The organism is Streptomyces sp. NPDC059142 (assembly GCF_042755665.1).
In the GTDB taxonomy this organism is placed as follows: domain Bacteria; phylum Actinomycetota; class Actinomycetes; order Streptomycetales; family Streptomycetaceae; genus Streptomyces.
This window is the reverse complement of the sequence record NZ_JBHZDA010000002.1, coordinates 59083-76643: the sequence shown is the minus strand read 5'-3', so window position 1 is coordinate 76643 and position 17561 is coordinate 59083. Positions and strand designations below refer to the sequence as shown.

Genomic DNA, 17561 nt, shown 5'->3' with positions numbered 1-17561 from the left:
TCCTGAGCTGTGTGGAGCGGACGGTGGACGGTGGGACAGGCGGTGGTCGGCGGCGGGAGGGCGTCAGCCCTTGGAGGCACCTGAGGTCAACCCCGCCACCAGGTACTTCTGTCCGAGGACGGCGGCGAGGAGTACCGGCACCGTGATGAGGCCGGCGGCGGCCATCAGACCGCCCCAGTCGGTGCTCGCGTAGGAGATGAAGTTGAACAGCGCCACGGGCACCGTCCGGGTGTCTTCGTCGGCGAAGATCAGCGCGAACATGAAGTTGTTCCAGCTGAAGACGAAGGCCAGCAGGGACGCCGTGGCGGTGCCCGGCGCGGCCAGCGGCAGCGTGATGCGCCGGAACGCGCCGAAGGCGGACAGCCCGTCCGTGCGCGCCGCCTCCTCCAGCTCGACCGGCAGCCCCTCGAAGAAACTGATCATGATCCAGAGGATCAGCGGGACCGAGACGAACATATGGCTCAGAATCAGCACGGTGTAGGAGCCGACCAGTCCCGCCTGCGCGAACAGGTAGTACCAGGGGACCAGCAGGGAGACCGCGGGGACGATGCGCGCGACGAGGATGAGGGAGCCGGTACGGCGCATCCGGAACCGTCCCACGGCCCAGGCGGCCGGTACGGCGATGATCGCGGAGAGCACGGTGGACACCACGCCGACGAGCAGGGAGTTGCCCATCGGCCGCAGGATCTGCCCCGTTCCGAGGACGTTGCGGAAGTTGTCCAGGGTGGGGGAGAACCACAGGCCGACGGTCGGGTCGGTCACCTGGACGTTCGTCTTGAAGGCGGCGGCGAACATCCAGATGACGGGCAGCGCGAAGACGAGCGTCACGACGGCGATGGCGATGCCCCGCAGCCAGGATCCGTAACGGCGCCGGGCGGCGGGACTCATGCGTTCTTCCTTCCGGTACGGCGGCGCAGCAGGACCACGACGCCGATGATGAAGAGCGTGAACAGGGCCAGGACCGCCGACGCGAGGCCGTACTCCTGGTAGTCGAAGGTCAGGCCGTAGGCGTAGACGTTGAGGGTCTCCGCCTCGAAGTCGGAGCCTCCGCCCGCCCCCTTGGTCGCGTAGAGGACGTCGAACGTCTTGAGCGCGTCCACGGCGCGCAGGACCAGGGCGGTGGCGAGTGTCGGCCCGAGCATCGGCAGGATGACATGGCGGAACCGCTGCCAGCCGTTGGCCCCGTCGACCAGGGACGCCTCCTCCGGCTCCGCGGGGAGCGTGGTCAGACCGGCGAGCAGGAGCAGCGTCATCATCGGGGTCCACTGCCACACGTCGATGAGCATCAGGGTCGGCAGGGACTGGCTCACCGAGCCGAGGAACTCCTGCGGCGGCAGCCCGAGCGAGGTGAGCAGATGGTTCGCGATGCCGTTGCTCGGGTCGAGGATGAGCAGCCAGAGGATGCCGATCGCGACCGGTGTGGTGAGCAGCGGGATGATGAGCACCGTACGGACCCAGCGCATGGCCCGGAACGGCTTGCGCATGAGCATCGCGAGGGCGAGACCCAGCACGGTCTCCACCAGTACCGCGCCCACGGTGAAGATCACCGTGCGCCGGGCGGCGGGCCAGAAGCGGCGTGAGTCGCCGAGGGATTCGAAGAAGTTCTGGAGACCGACGTAGTTCTTGTCGGAGTTCACCGCGCCGAAGGCGTCGGTGAGGCTGAGGTTGAGTGTGAAGGCCAGCGGAAAGACGATCATCAGACCGACAAAGCCGAGCGCCGGTGCGAGCATCGCCCACCGGAGACGCCGGTTGGCCTGCTCGAAGGACCGGGCCGCGCGCGGGCGGGAGCCTCGTACGGGCTGCTTCCGCGTGTCGCGCACGGCGCGCGGCGTCCCGTCCGGCGTGGTCGTGGTGGTCTCGGTGGTGTGCATCAGGACTCCCTGTGGCGGTTGTCGCGGACCAGGAAGTCGTTGAACTCGGCGTCCGCGTCACGGGCGACCGGCGCCACCCGCTTGCCGAGGATCCCGGCCACCAGCGGGCGTCCGACGATGTCGCGCGAGCGGCCGACCTGGAGGACCTGGGGCCGGTCGTAACCGATGCCGCGCCGCGCGTTGGTCCGCATGGCCGCGGCGAGTTCGGGCGGGAACGCGGCCAGCGTCCTCGGGTCCGACCACACCGACCGGCGGGCTCCGGGTATCCCGGCCGCCTGGAGTTCCGCCACCATCTCCGGTCCCGAGGCCCACCGGATGAACTCCCACGCCTCGTCGCGCAGAAGGGAGAAGCGGTTGATGCCCAGGCTCCAGGAAGGGATGTTGTGCGGCCGGGCCCCGGCCGGACCGGCCGGGAAGGGGGCGAAGCCGACGGTCTCTCCCACGGTGGAGATCTTCGGGTCGAGGAAGTTGCTGTAGATGGCGTCGGCGTCCACGTAGAAGGCCGCCTTCCCCTGCGCGAAGACCGGCATGGCCTGTTCGAGGCTCATGTTGGTGGCCCCGGGCGGCCCGGCCCGCTCCAGCAGCCTGCCGTAGTAGGTGTACGCGGCCACCGCCTCCGGCGATCCGATGCCGGACGCTCCGTCGACGACGAAGTCACCGCCGTGGGAGTAGAGGAAGCTCGACCACTGGCTGACGGCGCCGTTGCGCTGCCCCCTGCCGACATAGCCGAAGAAGTTCCGGCGGCGGTCGGCGAGTTCGAGCGACATCTCCATCAGGTCGTCGAGCGTTCCGGGCGGTCCGCCCAGCGACTCCACCAGATCCTTGCGGTAGTAGAGCGTCGGGCGTTCGGTCACCACGGGGACGCTCAGGACCTTGCCCGCGGTGACCGACACCTCGCGCGGGGCGTCCTGGAAGTCCGCCCAGCCGTACGAGGCGTCGCCCTTCACCAGGCCGGTGAGATCGGCGAGCCAGCCGTTGCGCCCGAAGAGCAGCTGGTCCTGGAGCGCCCGGACCATCATGACGTCCACGTCGGTTCCGGAGGCGTTGAGCTTGACGTTGTAGCTGTTGGTGAGCTGGTCGGCGGTGAGCAGGGTCATGGAGACCCTGCGTCCGACGCGGCTCTCGAATTCCTCGATGCGCTGTCTGATCGCCTGGGACCAGACATGGTTGATCGCCATGATCCTTAACGGCGCGTTCGCCGAGGCGGTGCCGCCCCCGGTCGAACAGGCACCGAGCGACCCCATGCCCGCCGCGGCCGCGAGACCGGCGGCGGCCTTGCCGAAGGAGCGCCGGCTGAGGAACTGGCTGCTCGTGGACATCATCGTCCTCGTCTTTCTGGTGCGGTACGTCCCGATCCATCCGATCCGTCTGGTCCAACTGGTAGGACCAGTTGGGGCAGTGACAGGGACCGTAGCAAGAGACACCACGCGCTGAACAGGCTCCGGCGCCGGTATGACGCTGTGTCCGTCGCGGCGCCACGGAACGTGCCGGGGCGGTGGCCCTAGCCCTGGTGGTCGTCGCGGCCGAGCAGGGACTCGATGTGCTGCCGGGCCATCGCGTTCACACTGACATCGAGATCGGCGCCGTACGTGCGCAGCCCGAGTGTCAGATGGGCCCGCATCCGTGCGCAGGCCAGCTCCACGTCACGGGCCTGGATCGCTTCGAAGATCTCGGGGTGGTGCGGGACGCCGGGCTCACCGATCGACGGGTCGGAGTTCGAGCGGAGCATCATCTCGAACATCATCCCGCTGATCGAGGAGAGCATGATCCGCAGAACGGGATTGCCGCTCGCCGCGGCGATCGCGTCATGGAAGTCGACGTCCGCCTGCGCCTTGGCGACGACATCGGTGGCCGTCTCCACGGCGTCCCTGGCGGCCCGCATCGCCGACATGTCCTCGGCGCTCGCGCGTTCCGTCGCCAGTCTGACGGTCTCGACCTCAAGCGGTACGCGCGCCTCGATGAGCTGCCGGACGGTGGGCCGGCCGGCGCGGTACAGGGAGTCGTAGCTGCGGGCCTGGCCGGGTGTCTGCTCCCGGACGAACGACCCGCGGCCCGGCGCGACCTCGATCAGATGCTGGGCCTCAAGGCGCCGCAGCACCTCGCGGACCACGTTCCGGCTGGAGCCGAACCGCGCGGCGAGTTCACGTTCGGAGGGCAGTTTCGTGCCGACGGCGATCTCTCCGGACCGGATGTCATGCTCCAGCTGACGCGCGATGCGTTCGGTCAGGAGCCCGCGCTGGGCGGGAGGTGCACCACGATCCGGCTGCGGGGAAGGGGCAGACGGCATACGCAGCAGAGTACAGGGGGTGACGCGCGCCCGTGGGGCGGGAGCGGAGGGGCGCGGTGATGCTCGCCCCGGGGACCGGACCGGTGATGCCCGCCCCGGGGACCCGGCGGCGGGCATCACCGTACGAGGGAGGTCAGAAGTCCCGCATCGTGTCCTTGATCCAGCCCAGGCTGTTGGGTACGGAGGAGTAGACCGTACGGCCGCCCGAGCAGTCGGCCGGGTCGCCCTGAGGGGGCCGCGAGACCACGCCGATCTGGTAGCGCGCCCCGTCCACCAGCTTGAACAGCGGGCCACCGGAGTCCCCGTAGCACGGCTTGCCGTCGATCGCGGTGGTCAGGATCCCGGGGAAGGAGTTGTCCACGACGCGCTCGGTGCCCCGGCGCAGCCGGTTGTCGTTCGCGCCGCTGGACGAGGTGATTCCGTAACCGAAGACATAGGTCGTGGCACCGATCGCGGAGTGTTTCGTCGCCATGGACACCGGCTCGGCGTTCGCGGACCGGCCGAGCTTGATCAGCGCGAGATCCTGGAGATCGCGCGACTTGGTCAGCGATACGGCCACGACCCCGCCACCGGTGTCCGAGTACACGCTCTTCACCCGCACCTTGAGCCGGCTGTAGGCGATCTTCGGGCCGTCACCGCCGTTCTCCCTGACGCAGTGCTTGGCGGTGAGAATCCAGTAGTTGTCGATGATCGACCCGCTGCAATGCGGGCTGCCGTCGAGCGAGATCGCGGCGATTCCGCGGGACTCGGGCTTGGTCCCTCCGATGATCTGCGCTTCGAGGCTTCCGTCGTCGCTGTCCTGTTCGACGGCGACGGGCGAGGACGGTGCGCCCGGGGATTCCTGGGCCTGCGCCGACGCCGGTGTCAGTACGCCGGCGAGCGGCAGCAGCAGCGCCGCGAGCGCGGCGGCCGGACGGATTCTGTTCCTCCGCATGTTCCCCCCTGAAACATGGTGCGCAAGGGCCTTTTGACGCCCTTGCGCGTGACGTGACGATGAAGCTACCGGATACCGCTGAATGTGTGTTCGGTATTTACCGGAGTTCCGTCGGTCCTCTGTGCGCACCGGAATTCGGAATTCGGCGCTCCGGCCGGTGGCCGCCCGAGGGGCCGCACCTTCCCGGAATCCGGGACGCATCACGAAACGACCGCGGAATTATCACAGTTCGACCCGGAAGAATGCGTTCTGACGGAATCCGCGGTGGTGGGCGATGTTCCGCGATAAAAGGGGAGACATGATGCCGGTGGAAGAAGTACGGGACGAACTGAAGCACCTGCTGGGCCGTTGCGAACGGTGGTTACGCATGGAGGAGGCGGTGCGCGATCTCCTTCCCGACACCGAGGGCCTGGCCGGGGACATCACACGGCTGGAAGCCCTGCGCACCCGTGCCCTGTCGAGCATGCTCAACGTGGCCCTGCTCGGCCGGCAGTCCTCCGGCAAGAGCTTCCTGATCAGCGGAGTCCAAGGCGGCCTGCGGTACGTCCCGATCACCGACGAGGACGGGATGCCCGCGGCCGAGTACCTCGGCATCCTTCCGTCGTCGGCGCGTCCCTCCACCGCCTGTCCCAGCACGGTCATCCCCGTCGGGGACGACGAGCCGGCCGCTCCGGAGGGCAAGGCCCTGCTGCGGGTGCGGTTCGAGGGCGGGGAGGTGGCGGACATCGGCACGGATCTGCCTCCCGCCGTGGTGGCCGCCTACGGAGCGGCCGACGGTGACGTCACCAACCGCAGGCCCGAGCACATCGGACGCCGTGTCGAGGCGATCGAGATGCTGGTCTCCGGAGCCAGCCTGCCGGTCAAGCTCTTCGATCTGCCCGGCTCGGAGTCGCCGGTCGAGGAGCACGAGTTCATCATGCGGGAGGCATGGGGAGAGGCGGACTGCTTCATCTACGCGAGCCAGGCGGCCTCGGCGCTGACCGCCACCGAACTCCAGCTCATCAGGGACCTGTACGCCCATCACATGCACGGCAACGCCGGCAAGCGGGTGCTGTGGGTCCTGACCGGGATCGACCTCGCCACCCAGCGGGAGCAGGGCCAGGCTGCCTGGAAGAGCGTGCTGGCCACGAACAACGAGTACCTGCACACGCACTTCGGGGGCCAAGGCGGACAGTTCATCGGGGAGGGGTTCCTGCCGGTCTCGGCCGCCTGGGAGGCCGAAGCGGACTTCAAGGAGGCCAGGGGCGAGGACGGAGGCTCCCTCAGACGCCTCAGCGGCATGGAGGCGTTGCGCGACCGTCTCCGGAAACTGATGGAGTCCGGCGCCGGAAACGTCCACCTCACCAAGGTGGCCGACGAGGCGCGCTGGCTGGTCCGCCGCCGTCAGCGCGACATCGCCGACACGCTCGACACCCACCAGGTGGCCGTGGGCGACCTGATGGCGCAGCGGGACGGCCTGCGCGAGCGTGTGGACGGCGCGGAGCACTCCCTGGAGCGTATCCGGGCGGAGCTCGACCGTGAGATGCAGCGCAGGATCCGGGCGGCGCAGAAGCCGTTCGGTGATCTGGCCCATGAACTCCACCGCGAGCTCGACCCGTTGATCGACGACGGCAATCTGAGCGCCGAGCACGTCAACGAGATCGATGTGCGTCAGGTCCAGGTGTTCAGCCGGTGGATGACCGCGCCCGGGGGTCCGGCGACCCTCTGGGAGAGCGAGTTGCGGACGCTCGACGGCAACGCCCGCCGGCTGTTGCGGGCGGACCTCGGGGTGGAGACCGACGCCCATCTGGTCACCGCCGATCCGCTGGACACGAGCTTCTTCCCGATGCGGTCGGACGGCCGCCGGCCCCTGACCGTCTACGGTCTGGTGCAGACCGTGGCCAACACCGTCAGCGTCGCCGGTCCCATCGCGGGCGGCGCCGTCTGGCTGACGACCAGCCTCAGCCTCGCCACCATCGCCGTTCCCGCGGGCGCGGCGGTCGTCACGGCCATCGCCATCGCCAAGGTCACTGACCTGCTCAAGGACCGTGAGTCCAAGGTCCACAAAGCACGCCAGGAACGCAAGGAGATGATCGACGAACAGGTGAAGCAGGCGCGCGCCACCTTCGAGGACGTCGCGCGGAGCCAGGGCCTGCTCCTGGTCGACGCCGTCGAGAACCATCATCTACGGCACCAGGCGCGGCTGAGGTCGACCCTGACCCAGATCATGGAACGCATGGACGCGGACGACACCGCCCACAGCCGCGCCGTCATCGACCGTCTCGCACCCGTCGACGAGGAGGGCCGACGCCTGGTCACCGCGTTGCAGGACCTGAGCGACGGCTTCAGGACCACCCCGCGTCCCGACCGCTCACGCCTCGCCTGAGCGGGACGTGGCGGGGTCGTGCTCCCCACGGCTGAGAGCGCCGGGCCACCACGCCTTCGGGCCGATGTCGCGTACCAGCGCCGGTACCAGCAGCGAGCGGACGACCAGCGTGTCCAGCAGGACACCGAAGGCGACGATGAACGCGATCTGCACGAGGAAGGCGAGCGGAATGACGCCCAGCGCCGCGAACGTCGCGGCGAGCACGACACCCGCCGAGGTGATGACACCCCCCGTGGCGGTCAGCCCCCGCAGAACGCCCTCGCGCACCCCGTGCCGCAGCGACTCCTCCCGGACCCGTGACATGAGGAAGATGTTGTAGTCCACGCCGAGCGCCACCAGGAAGACGAACCCGTACAGCGGCACGGACGAGTCGGTGCCTCCGAAGCCGAACACATGCCGGAAGACCAGGGACGAGATCCCCAGCGTCGCAAGGAAGTTGAGAGCCACGGTGGCCACCAGCAGCAAGGGCATCATCAGCGAACGGAGCAGCCCGACCAGGATCACCAGGATGATCACGAGCACCACGGGCACGATGAGCGAGCGGTCGTGCTCCGCGGTCCGCTGCGTGTCGTACCGCTGGGCGGTGTAGCCGCCGACCAGGGCGTCCGCGTCCGGTACGGCGTGGACGGCGTCGCGCAGCCGGACCACGGTGTCCATCGCCGCGTCGCTGTCGGCCGCGCTCCGCAGGGTCACATCGACCCGCGCCCGTCCGTCGACGACCAGCGGCTCCCCGGCGCCCGGCCGTCCCTCCCCGGTCACCGGCGCCGCCGAGGCGACCCCGTCGGTGGCCTCCGCGGCGGCGGTGACCTCGGCGATCCGGCCGGCGTCGGCGATGACGACCGCCGGATTGCCGGAACCACCGGGGAAGTGCTCGCCCAGCGTCCGCTGGGCGGCGACCGACGGGGCGTCGTTGACGAAGATCTCGTCGAGGGGGACGCCCTTCGAGGCCAGCGTGGGGGCGAAGGCGGCGCAGGCGAGCAGCGCGGCGAGGGAGACTGCCCACACCTTGCGGGGCGCGCGGTCCACGAGGTCGGCGATCCTCACCCAGACACCGTGCCCGCCCGACTTCTCGGCGGCGGGCCGGGGCTTGGCGGGCCAGTACGCGGCCCTGCCGAGCAGGACGAGAGCGGCCGGAAGGAAGGTCAGTGTGGAGAGCACCGCGCAGACGATGCCGATGGCACCGACCGGTCCGAGCGCGCGGTTGTTGGTGAGATCGCTGATCAGCAGGGCGAGCAGGCCGAGGGCGACGGTGGCGGCGCTGGCGGTGATCGCGCCGGACGACTGCCGCAGCGCGGCGCGCATCGCCGTGATCCGGTCGCCGCCGGACCCGAGTTCCTCACGGAAGCGCGCGGTCAGCAGGAGCGCGTAGTCGGTGGCGGCCCCGATCACCAGGATGGACAGGATCCCCTGCACCTGACCGTCCACCCGTACGATCTCGTGGTCGGCGAGGACGTAGACGACCGCGCAGGCCAGCCCCAGGGCGAAGACCGCCCCCACGATGATGACCAGCGGCAGCAGCACACTGCGGTAGACGAGCAGCAGGATCAGCAGCACCACCGCGAGGGCGACCCCGAGCAGCAGCCCGTCGATGCCCGCGAAGGCCTCGGAGAGATCGGCCTGACTGGCTGCCGGGCCGGCGATGCGCGCGGTGGTCCCCGCGACACCGTCGGCGGCCTGCTGGATCCGTTCCACCGTGGGCCGCAACTCGTCGCCGAGGCCGGGACTCAGGGGGACGACGCCCTCCAGCGCGCGTCCGTCCTCCGACGGCAGGGCGGGGGAGACGGCGTCGCCGACACCGGGGGTGCCCGCGAGCGCGGCGAGGGCGTCCGTCGCGGCCCTCCGCTGCTCCTCGCCGATCCGGCCGCCGTCCCCGTCGGCGGTCCACACGACGATCGCCGGCACCGTCTCCTGCTGCTGGAAGGCCCGTTGGGCGTCGATGACCCGGGTCGATTCGGCGCTCCTGGGGAGGAAGGCGGCCTGGTCGTTGGTGGAGACCTCGCCGAGCCTGCCGGCGTACGGGCCCAGGGTGCCCCCGACACCGCACCAGACGACGAGCAGGACGACGGGGACCAGCCAACGGGCCCATCGCGGGGTACGGGACATCGCTCTCCTCGGAAACGCTGTAGACGCGGCAACGCGAGAAACGCGGAAACGCGGGGACACAGCAGCACGGCAACACGGAACGTACGACCGGGGCACATGGGAGCCCCGGGAACCATCTCAACAATAAAGTATCTCAATCATTGAAATACTTTACGGTGCGGTGGTGCCGCCGGTGTGCGCGGGGGTGCGCGAAGAGGGGCTGTGGTGTTCGGGCGGAACCCCGCCGGGGAGCGGTGTGCGGGGCCGGTGCGCCGTTGTGGGGCCCGCTCACGCCTTCGCGGTGCGCGCGCTCTCCAGCTCGTCGTTCATGCCGGTGAGAAAGCGCAGGATCACCGACAACTCCGCCTCGCTGAAGGGTTCCTGGGCCCGCCGGGTCGCCTCCGCGAGCGGCCGGAAGAAGGCCCGTGCCACCGGGCGGGCCCCCGCCGCGTAGTGCAGGTGGACCACTCGGCGGTCGTCGCTGTCGCGGGAGCGGCGGACATGGCCGGCGCGCTCCAGCCGGTCGAGGCAGGCGGTGACGGCGCCGGAGGTCAGCCCGAGGGTGTCCCGCAGCCGGCCGGGCGTCAGCGGCTCGTCGGCGTCCAGGATCGCCGCGAGCGCCTGGACATCGGTGGCGTGCAGCCCCTGGCCGGACGCGAAGCCGTGGACCAGCCGGTTGATCTCGCCGTTCATCCGGCGCAACTGGGTCGCGTACGCCTGGAGATCCGCCGGTGCCGGACGGTCCTGGTCCGTGTCCCCGCTCTCTCGGTCCGCTGTGCTGGCCACGCGTTCACCTTAGCCGGTGGGCGAAGCGGGCCGCGGAAGGAGTCGATGGCCGAAATTGGCGTGTACATCACATCCATGATGTCGCACCCCTTGTCTCACCCGGTCGCGCTTTGTAGCTTGGCGCAGGCGCTGCTGGAAGCGCTTTCTACGCATTCTCTCCGCACGGCGAACCGATGAGGTGAGCGGAATGCCCAGGTCAGGCCGGAGCCGGTTGGTGATCTCCGCGGGTGTGCTGCTGATGGCGCTTCTCGCGCCACCGGCCCTCGCCCAGGACGGCGACCCGATCGACGACCCCTTGCCGGACCCCGTCGTCTCCCGGCACGGTCTGGTGCTCGAAGAGTTCGCGGCCCTCCCGAAGTCGGAGCCGGTCCCGCCCCCCACCGATGCCCGGTTGCAGCGCTGGGCCCGTATCAACTACCTCGGTGAGGTCCCCGACCGCTCGGGACGGTTGTACGTCCCCGATCTCAACGGCACGCTCTATCTGCTGGACCGCGCGGGCGCCCCGCGCGCGTACCTCGACGTGGGCGCGGCCGTGGGCCCCGACTTCTGGTCGCACCGGGGACTGGGCAGCGGGTTCGGCTTCGTGGCCTTCCACCCGGGCTTCGCGCACAACGGTGTCTTCTACACCGTCCACACCGAGGCACGCGACGCGCTGACCACCAAGCCGGTCGACCTGCCGGCGCCCGCCACCACACGCGTCCACTCCGTGATCACCGAATGGACCGCGGACGATCCCGCGTCCGGAACGTTCAGCGGGACCCGGCGCGAGGTGATGCGGCTCGGATTCCAGGACGTCTTCCACAACATCCAGGAGATCGGCTTCGACCCGAACGCCCGCCCCGGGCAACGGGACTTCGGCCTCCTCCATGTCGCCGTGGGCGACGGCGGGGCGGGCGCGGGCGGCACCGTCCCCCAGGACCTGACCGCGCCGCAGGGCAAGATTCTCCGGATCGACCCCCGCGGCCACGACGGGCCGGGCGGGAAGTACGGCATCCCCGCCTCGAACCCCTTCGTCGGACAGCCCGGCCGGCTCGGCGAGATCTACGCGTACGGACTGCGCGACCCCCACCGGTTCAGTTGGGACACCGGCGGACGCCACCAGATGTTCGTCGGGCACATCGGCGAGCACCGGATCGAATCCGTCTACGAGGTCAGGGCGGGCGACAACTTCGGCTGGAGCGAGCGCGAGGGCCCCTTCGCCTACCGCAAGGCCGACAACCCCACCTGCGGGGTCTTCCCGCTCCCGGCCGACGACGCCGGGAACGGCTACACCTACCCGGTGGCGGCCTTCGACCACAACCCGCCGGCGGACCGCCCCTGCGCCGACAGCGGGAACGCGCTCATCGGCGGATTCGTCTACCGCGGACGGCTGATTCCCGAGCTGTACGGCAAGTACGTCTACGCCGAGGGCGTGAGCGGGCGCGTCCTCTATTCGGAGGTGCGCGAGATGCGCCGCGGCGGACCGCTCGCCCGCGTCCACCAGCTCCGGATATTCGACCCCCGGGGCGCCGTGACCTCGATGCGGTCGCTGGCCGGCGACGAGCGCGTCGACCTCCGCTTCGGTACGGACCGGGCGGGCGAGCTGTACGTCCTGTCGAAGGCCAACGGCACGATCTGGAAGGTGACCGGTGGGCGGTAACGGCGCTCTGAGAGCCGCGGGGGCGCTGGTGCTGGCCGCCGGACTGCTGGGCGCCACGCTCGCCCCCGCCGAACGGGCGACCGCCGCCTCCGCTCCCGTACCGGCGAACCTGCGGCCGAACCTCGTCGCGTACTACGACTTCGCCCACCCGGTACGCGGAAATCCCGCCTGGGAGCGCGACCGCGGCCGGTCGGGAACCGACCTCCAGCTCGTCAACGGCGGTACCCGGATGCGGGTATGGGACCGCGAGCGCGGCCCCGTCCTGCGGACCGGACAGATCGCGCCCGCCACCGCGGGCAACGACGACTGGAAGGCCGGGGTCTACGCCGAGGACGGTGTGGCCTCCCTGCGCGCGTTCAACGGCGTACAGGAGACCACCGTCATGGGCTGGTTCAAGATGACCGGCGAGAACCCGGGCCTCAACTCGAACTCCGCCGACCCCGTCGACCGTTACGGCGCCATCGGACTGGCCGGCATCCTCTCCGGCACCTCCCAGGGCCACGATGTGCGCGCCCTGCTCGAACTCATCACCGTGGGCGGCGAGATGAAGGTGGTCGCGCTCGGCCGCCGTCTGGACGGCGGGAGTTCACAGACCTTCGCCGCCGACGCCGACTGGACGACGCTGCTGCCCCGGGGCGACTGGGTGTTCCTCGCGGCCACCTTCGACTACGACGACGGCACCATGGCGCTCTACCGCAACGGCCGCCCCCTGCCCGGCTCCTACACCCTCACCGGCGACCCCTGGTCCGTCCAGGGCGAACCGGAACCCGACACCGCGTCACCGACCAACCCCCGGGGCATCAAGATCGGCGGCAGCTACCCGCAGAACACCAGGGAGGCCAACTCCTGCGACTGCCGAATGGACGACCTGATGTTCCTCGACCGGGCCCTGCCCCCGGACGAGATCCTGGCCCAGTACCGACGCAGCAGGTGAGGAATTCCGGCCGCCCGGTCGGCCCTCACCTGGCACACCCCAGGCGCATTCGTTCGGCGGTCACCGTCGACCTCCAGCACCGCAACCTGAACCTGCTCGGCCGCCATAGCTTCACCGCCTCGACCCCGGTCGCCGGGACCCTGAGCCCGCTGCGCGACCCGGACGCGCCCGAGCCGGATGAGGACGAAGAGGACGAGGAGTGAGTGCGAGGGTGCTGCCCGACGGTCACACAGGGCTCTCGATTTCGGCCCGCACACGTCACTTCTGGTCTGCGCCGGGTTCCGCGCTGATGGATGCCTGGTAGACATCCGCATAGGTAGGGGAATCCTTGACCAGGTCGTCGCAGAAAGCGGCGACGTCGGTGCCGATGAGTTTCACAACCCCCTTTCCTGCGGCGACGCCCTCCTCGAAGAAGTCGACGATCCCGGGGAGCAGAGGCCCGTCAGGCAGGCTGATCGGTCCGACCTTGAACAGGTACTTCTGCATCTCCTTGTAGACGATCCGGTAGTCCGGAGGGAGTGCCTTGACCCGAGCCACGTGTGCCCGCCACTGTTTCTTGCCTTCGATGATGTCCTGGATGCTCACGTCAGCCTCCCAGTCGGCTCAATTTTCTCGCGACGTTCCTGTTCAACTGCTCGCGCCACCGGTCGCGATAGGTCAGGGCCCCTGCTCCGCCGGCCAGTGCGGTGCAGAAGCCCTGGATGTCGTCGCCGAGCACCTCGTGGACGCTCTGGCCGTCCGCCGCCGCCACTTCGAGCAGCCCCAGGGCAGAGTCGAGGATCGGCATCAGGTTGCGGCCGGTGAAGTCCCCGTAGGGGAAGAGACGGACGATGATCTGCCCCCACGCCGCCCGGTAGTCGTCTGGCAGGACCTCGGCCCGGGTCTCGAATGCTTTCCATTCCCTGGTGAGATCGTTGCCTGTGGCCTTCTCCCAGAAGTTCAACTCCTGTCTCCCTTGAGCCTGTCGATGCGTGATGAGAGGTACTGCCATTTTGCCCAGAACGTCGCGAGTTCCTCGCGTCCGGAGTCGTTGAGCGCGTAGAACTTGCGGGGCGGACCAACCCCGGAGGGTCGTTTCGTCACCCGGACAAGCCCGTTCCGCTCCAGGCGCAGCAAGATCGTGTACACCGTCCCCTCGATGACGTCGGCGAAGCCGAGTTCATTCAGCCGGCGGGTGATGGCGTACCCGTAGGTTTCCTCGCTGCCGATGATTTCGAGCACGCACCCTTCGAGCGTGCCCTTCAGCATCTCGGTCAGGTCCTCCACCGCGGGTGCTCCTCAGCTTGGCCACTACTACGTCATACCGAGTACCGCTATACCGTATCACCGAGTAGTGGAACGGTGATGTCTCCGGTGGACGCAACCCCGTGCCGAAGGCTCCGGACGAGCGGCCCTGTGTCGCCTGAGAGCGGCGCGCCGCTCGCGCGCCGTCATGGTGGAGCCCGCGCTCACCCAACTCGCGCAGCTCACCGCGTCCGAGACGCACCGCCGGGACCGCGCGATCGTCGCCGTCAGCGTCAACCCCGAGGCCGGCACCCCGGTGCCCGGCTGTGCGACTACGCGCACGAGATCGACGGCGTACGGGTGATCTACTACGTCACCGCCCTGAGGGCTGCGCTTATCTCGGGTCCATGTGGCCCTCGTTGTAGTTCAGGGCTTTGCTGCTGTGTGAGGGGCGTGAGTGACGGTCCCGCCTCACATAGGATGACGGTGTGTCTCAGAGCCCTGATCAGCCGCTCCTGCCGTCTCGTCATCAAGTTGGCAGCCTTCGTGAGTTCCTCCATGGAAGGATGCACTCGGCTGCCTCAGCCACCATCCGGCTGGACGGTGCACCGTCTCAACCTGCGGGCTCGCCTCTGGATGACGTGAGCAAGGTTTCCAATGCCCTGTATGAGGTTGTCGACGGTCTCGCCAGGCGGGTTCTGGACGCGGTTTTTTCCGGACAATCGAACGCTAAGGCGCATGACGCATGGGTCGCGCTCTTGCTGATCGCCCAGAACTGGCGGGACTCACCTGATCTGCCGGCAGACCTGAAGACCGTGGTTGATGAGGCTTTGCCACTCTGATAGACGGTGGTAACGGGTGGATCGTCACCAGCCGAACTCTCGTCAGGTCACGGCTCCTGGCGTCCAACTGCGCGGAGCCTGGCATCGGCTTCAGCGGGTGTGTCGTAGTGGCCGGGTCGAGCCAGGAGGACCGAGCACCTGGTTCGCCGACTTCTCCAGCCGGAACCACGGCGGGGACGCTACCCGCGGACTGCGTGGCGGCAGCGGCTCGTCCACCAGCCATCGCAGGGACCGGGCCAGGTCCAGGAGGGTGAGCTGCTTCCGGTTCAGGCCCCGCTCGGAGCAGCAGGTCAGCAGCAGCGCGGACCGGATGCCGTACGCCTTCTCGGTGTTGAGCGACGCAGCCGCCCCCTTGCCGATCCCCGTTGTGCGGATCCGGTGCTGACGAGGAGATGGGAGCCGGCGCCGCTTCCGTCGCCAGTCGGAAACACGTTGCGCACGGCCGGGACCTGGCAGCAAGAAATACACGCCGAGCCGGACCACTGGCTGAGACATGTGATCCGGCACGGCGCGGGCGGGTGTCACCGTGACATGCGCTGGTGATGCGGATTGTTCGATGGTCCGGCTGGTATCAGCAGGCGGGGACGTTTCTGGCGCTGACGAGTTCGGAGGAGACGTACTTGTTCTGTACGGGAATGCGGTACCAGCGCCGGTTCTCGGTCCTGTTCAGGACGTAGCATTCGAGGAGAACGGTCTCCCCCTCGTAGATGGCGCCCCACTCGTTGTCGTCGCGGATCGCGGCGTCGTAGCGGATGGGGGTGACGGCATTGCCGACCGTGCCCGTGTAGTACGTGACGGCCGGGGCCGCGTGCGGCGTTGTGGGGTTGGCCGCCACGGCGACTCCGGTTCCCGCGATCGCGAGTACGGAAAGCGCCGCGACGGTCCTGATGCGACTGCGCATTTTGTGCATCATTCACTCATTTCCTCGGGTGGGAAAACTCTCCTCTCCTTTATGGCACCCGGAGAACGCGCGGAACAGATCCTGGAGACGCTTACCACCCTTACGAGAACGCGGCGTGTATGATAGCGGTCGCGCACGCGCCGAAATATCTCCGTGCGCGCCGGGGTGAATATGTAATTCCCTTTATGGAATAAGCCGGAATCCTTCCTGTGTGGATTTCGGAAGAATTCGACATAGGCTGCACTTCCGTCAAGTGCGGACGACTTCGGTGTTGCCGTAAACGGACGGCTCTTCCGCGGCTCGAACGGCGGGCGGCCGGCTCGCACCCGGTACCTCGGCGTCTGACGCGAGGCTGGGCCGCTCGCCTTCCCGCTCTGTATGGCGGCATCACCGCTTGCTCCGCGACCGTACGACCTGCTTCACGCCGCGGTGTCGCCGCGGCTGAACCCCGGAGTGCCCGCGGCCGAGGCGGCGGAGACGGCCGGTCACAGCGTGGCAGTCGTGATGGACACCTACTGCGAGTGCGTTCGCGGGCGGCGGGAGGCGATGGTTCGGCGCATCATTGGAGCTCTTGGCGAAGACCCCGGAGCACTGCGAGGTTGAGCGGACCGGACCACTCAACCTCGGCGGCACACCATGGGCACCATCTCCGTCGGGCGGAGCGGAGAGAGGCGTGGTGGATCGATCGCCCCCGGGTGCCAGGGCTCAGCTCTTTTGTGAAGGGCTGTGTGCGGGCCGGTGGCGCCGCGCGTCATCGGCTCGCGGCGCCACCGCGTGGGTACCGGTATCGGCGCGGGTCAGCCGTTCAGCCTGCGGAACAGCCCCTCCTGCACCACCGACACCAGCAGCCTGCCCTCCCGGTCGTAGATCCGGCCCCGCGCCAGGCCCCGGCCGCCCGTGGCGATCGGGGACTCCTGGTCGTACAGGAACCACTCGTCGGCGCGGAACGGCCGGTGGAACCACATCGCGTGGTCCAGCGACGCCATGTCGAAGCCCCGCGGTCCCCACAGCGGCTCCACCGGGATGCGTACCGCGTCCAGGAGCGTCATGTCGCTCGCGTACGTCAGCGCGCAGGTGTGCACCAGCGGGTCGTCGCCGAGCGGGCCCACCGCGCGCATCCACACCGCGCTGCGCGCGTCCGCGCCGCTGATCTCCTCCTTGGTCCAGCGCAGCCGGTCCACGTACCGGATGTCGAACGGCTGGCGCCTGGCCATCCGCTCCAGCGGCTCGGGCAGCTCGCCCAGGTGCGCGCGGACCTCCTCGGAGACCGTGGGCAGCGAGTCAGGGTCGGGGAACTCCAGCCGGGGCGGGAGCTGGTGCTCGAAGCCGCCCTGTTCCGGGTGGTGGAAGGAGGCCGTCAGGTTGAAGATCGTCCGGCCCTGCTGGACGGCGGTGACCCGGCGCGCGGTGAAGGCCCGCCCGTCCTTGATCCGCTCCACCTGGTAGACGATCGGGACGCCGGGGCGCCCCGGGCGCAGAAAGTAGGCGTGCAGCGAGTTGACCGGCTGGTCGCCGTCGGTGGTGCGGCCGGCCGCGACCAGCGCCTGGCCCGCCACCTGCCCTCCGAAGACCCGCTGCAAGGACTCCTCGGGGCTGCGCCCGCGGAAGATGTCGACCTCGATCCGCTCCAGGTCGAGCAGATCGACCAGCCGCTCGGCGGGGTTCGTCATGGTGCGCTGTGCTCCCGTTCTCGGTT

19 protein-coding genes are annotated in these 17561 nt (G+C 69.2%); 6 read left to right on the top strand and 13 right to left on the bottom strand.

Annotated features, from left to right (window positions below):
• Nucleotides 1-63 precede the first annotated feature (63 nt).
• The 5 genes from ACFXPK_RS01530 to ACFXPK_RS01510 all read right to left on the bottom strand — a co-directional run bounded on the left by ACFXPK_RS01530 (nucleotide 64) and on the right by ACFXPK_RS01510 (nucleotide 5092).
• A complete protein-coding gene (locus tag ACFXPK_RS01530; RefSeq protein WP_384994087.1) occupies nucleotides 64-888 on the bottom strand; it encodes a carbohydrate ABC transporter permease in 825 nt (274 codons plus the stop codon).
• Nucleotides 885-1871 (bottom strand): carbohydrate ABC transporter permease, encoded by a 987-nt coding sequence (locus ACFXPK_RS01525; protein WP_384994089.1) that lies wholly within the window; start codon nucleotides 1869-1871, stop codon nucleotides 885-887. The genes ACFXPK_RS01530 and ACFXPK_RS01525 overlap by 4 nt, the downstream gene beginning before the upstream one ends.
• Entirely contained in the window at nucleotides 1871-3190 is a 1320-nt protein-coding gene (locus tag ACFXPK_RS01520) for an ABC transporter substrate-binding protein (RefSeq protein ID WP_385070387.1), read from the bottom strand. The genes ACFXPK_RS01525 and ACFXPK_RS01520 overlap by 1 nt, the downstream gene beginning before the upstream one ends.
• Before the next feature lie 182 nt (nucleotides 3191-3372).
• Nucleotides 3373-4158 carry a FadR/GntR family transcriptional regulator gene (locus ACFXPK_RS01515; protein WP_384994093.1) on the bottom strand — a complete coding sequence of 262 codons (786 nt, stop codon included), beginning with the start codon at nucleotides 4156-4158 and terminating at the stop codon, nucleotides 3373-3375.
• A gap of 133 nt (nucleotides 4159-4291) precedes the next feature.
• Nucleotides 4292-5092 (bottom strand): S1 family peptidase, encoded by an 801-nt coding sequence (locus ACFXPK_RS01510; protein ID WP_385070384.1) that lies wholly within the window; start codon nucleotides 5090-5092, stop codon nucleotides 4292-4294.
• A 301-nt stretch (nucleotides 5093-5393) separates the two neighbouring features.
• Between ACFXPK_RS01510 and ACFXPK_RS01505 the strand changes: the two genes are divergently transcribed.
• Nucleotides 5394-7457: a hypothetical protein gene (locus tag ACFXPK_RS01505; RefSeq protein ID WP_385070381.1), complete on the top strand. Its 2064-nt coding sequence runs from the start codon at nucleotides 5394-5396 to the stop codon at nucleotides 7455-7457.
• Here the strand turns inward: ACFXPK_RS01505 and ACFXPK_RS01500 are convergent.
• Together ACFXPK_RS01500 and ACFXPK_RS01495 are read right to left on the bottom strand one after the other, a co-directional pair.
• Nucleotides 7443-9560 carry an MMPL family transporter gene (locus tag ACFXPK_RS01500; RefSeq protein ID WP_385070378.1) on the bottom strand — a complete coding sequence of 706 codons (2118 nt, stop codon included), beginning with the start codon at nucleotides 9558-9560 and terminating at the stop codon, nucleotides 7443-7445. The genes ACFXPK_RS01505 and ACFXPK_RS01500 overlap by 15 nt on opposite strands.
• Nucleotides 9561-9827: 267 nt before the next feature.
• Nucleotides 9828-10325 (bottom strand): MarR family transcriptional regulator, encoded by a 498-nt coding sequence (locus ACFXPK_RS01495; RefSeq protein ID WP_385006041.1) that lies wholly within the window; start codon nucleotides 10323-10325, stop codon nucleotides 9828-9830.
• Nucleotides 10326-10512: 187 nt separating this feature from the next.
• Between ACFXPK_RS01495 and ACFXPK_RS01490 the strand changes: the two genes are divergently transcribed.
• The 3 genes from ACFXPK_RS01490 to ACFXPK_RS01480 are packed head-to-tail and all read left to right on the top strand — an operon-like array spanning nucleotide 10513 to nucleotide 13101.
• Nucleotides 10513-11964, top strand: coding sequence for a PQQ-dependent sugar dehydrogenase (locus ACFXPK_RS01490; RefSeq protein ID WP_385070375.1), 1452 nt, complete (start codon nucleotides 10513-10515; stop codon nucleotides 11962-11964).
• A complete protein-coding gene (locus tag ACFXPK_RS01485; RefSeq protein ID WP_385070372.1) occupies nucleotides 11954-12898 on the top strand; it encodes a LamG-like jellyroll fold domain-containing protein in 945 nt (314 codons plus the stop codon). Before ACFXPK_RS01490 ends, ACFXPK_RS01485 begins: the two co-directional genes overlap by 11 nt.
• Nucleotides 12895-13101, top strand: a complete 207-nt coding sequence (locus ACFXPK_RS01480; RefSeq protein WP_385070686.1) for a hypothetical protein — start codon at nucleotides 12895-12897, stop codon at nucleotides 13099-13101. Before ACFXPK_RS01485 ends, ACFXPK_RS01480 begins: the two co-directional genes overlap by 4 nt.
• 55 nt (nucleotides 13102-13156) lie before the next feature.
• Here the strand turns inward: ACFXPK_RS01480 and ACFXPK_RS01475 are convergent, their stop codons facing one another.
• From ACFXPK_RS01475 to ACFXPK_RS01465, 3 genes are read right to left on the bottom strand one after another with little or no spacing between them, the layout of a single operon-like run.
• On the bottom strand, nucleotides 13157-13483 hold the full coding sequence (locus ACFXPK_RS01475) for a DUF1048 domain-containing protein (RefSeq protein ID WP_385006048.1): 327 nt from the start codon (nucleotides 13481-13483) through the stop codon (nucleotides 13157-13159).
• Nucleotide 13484: 1 nt separating this feature from the next.
• Nucleotides 13485-13841 (bottom strand): DUF1048 domain-containing protein, encoded by a 357-nt coding sequence (locus tag ACFXPK_RS01470; RefSeq protein ID WP_385006050.1) that lies wholly within the window; start codon nucleotides 13839-13841, stop codon nucleotides 13485-13487.
• On the bottom strand, nucleotides 13838-14164 hold the full coding sequence (locus ACFXPK_RS01465; RefSeq protein ID WP_385070368.1) for a PadR family transcriptional regulator: 327 nt from the start codon (nucleotides 14162-14164) through the stop codon (nucleotides 13838-13840). Before ACFXPK_RS01465 ends, ACFXPK_RS01470 begins: the two co-directional genes overlap by 4 nt.
• A 166-nt stretch (nucleotides 14165-14330) precedes the next feature.
• On the opposite strand from ACFXPK_RS01465, the gene ACFXPK_RS01460 reads away from it, so the two are divergent.
• Together ACFXPK_RS01460 and ACFXPK_RS01455 are read left to right on the top strand one after the other, a co-directional pair.
• Nucleotides 14331-14486, top strand: coding sequence for a hypothetical protein (locus tag ACFXPK_RS01460; RefSeq protein WP_385006054.1), 156 nt, complete (start codon nucleotides 14331-14333; stop codon nucleotides 14484-14486).
• Between the two features lie 277 nt (nucleotides 14487-14763).
• Nucleotides 14764-14964, top strand: a complete 201-nt coding sequence (locus ACFXPK_RS01455) for a hypothetical protein (protein WP_385070364.1) — start codon at nucleotides 14764-14766, stop codon at nucleotides 14962-14964.
• Nucleotides 14965-15054: 90 nt separating this feature from the next.
• Here the strand turns inward: ACFXPK_RS01455 and ACFXPK_RS01450 are convergent, their stop codons facing one another.
• The 3 genes from ACFXPK_RS01450 to ACFXPK_RS01440 all read right to left on the bottom strand — a co-directional run bounded on the left by ACFXPK_RS01450 (nucleotide 15055) and on the right by ACFXPK_RS01440 (nucleotide 17535).
• Nucleotides 15055-15459, bottom strand: a complete 405-nt coding sequence (locus ACFXPK_RS01450; RefSeq protein ID WP_385070361.1) for a hypothetical protein — start codon at nucleotides 15457-15459, stop codon at nucleotides 15055-15057.
• Between the two features lie 76 nt (nucleotides 15460-15535).
• Nucleotides 15536-15865: a hypothetical protein gene (locus tag ACFXPK_RS01445; RefSeq protein ID WP_385006058.1), complete on the bottom strand. Its 330-nt coding sequence runs from the start codon at nucleotides 15863-15865 to the stop codon at nucleotides 15536-15538.
• 797 nt (nucleotides 15866-16662) lie between these two features.
• Nucleotides 16663-17535: an acyl-CoA thioesterase gene (locus tag ACFXPK_RS01440; protein ID WP_384995486.1), complete on the bottom strand. Its 873-nt coding sequence runs from the start codon at nucleotides 17533-17535 to the stop codon at nucleotides 16663-16665.
• Between the last annotated feature and the right edge of the window lie 26 nt (nucleotides 17536-17561).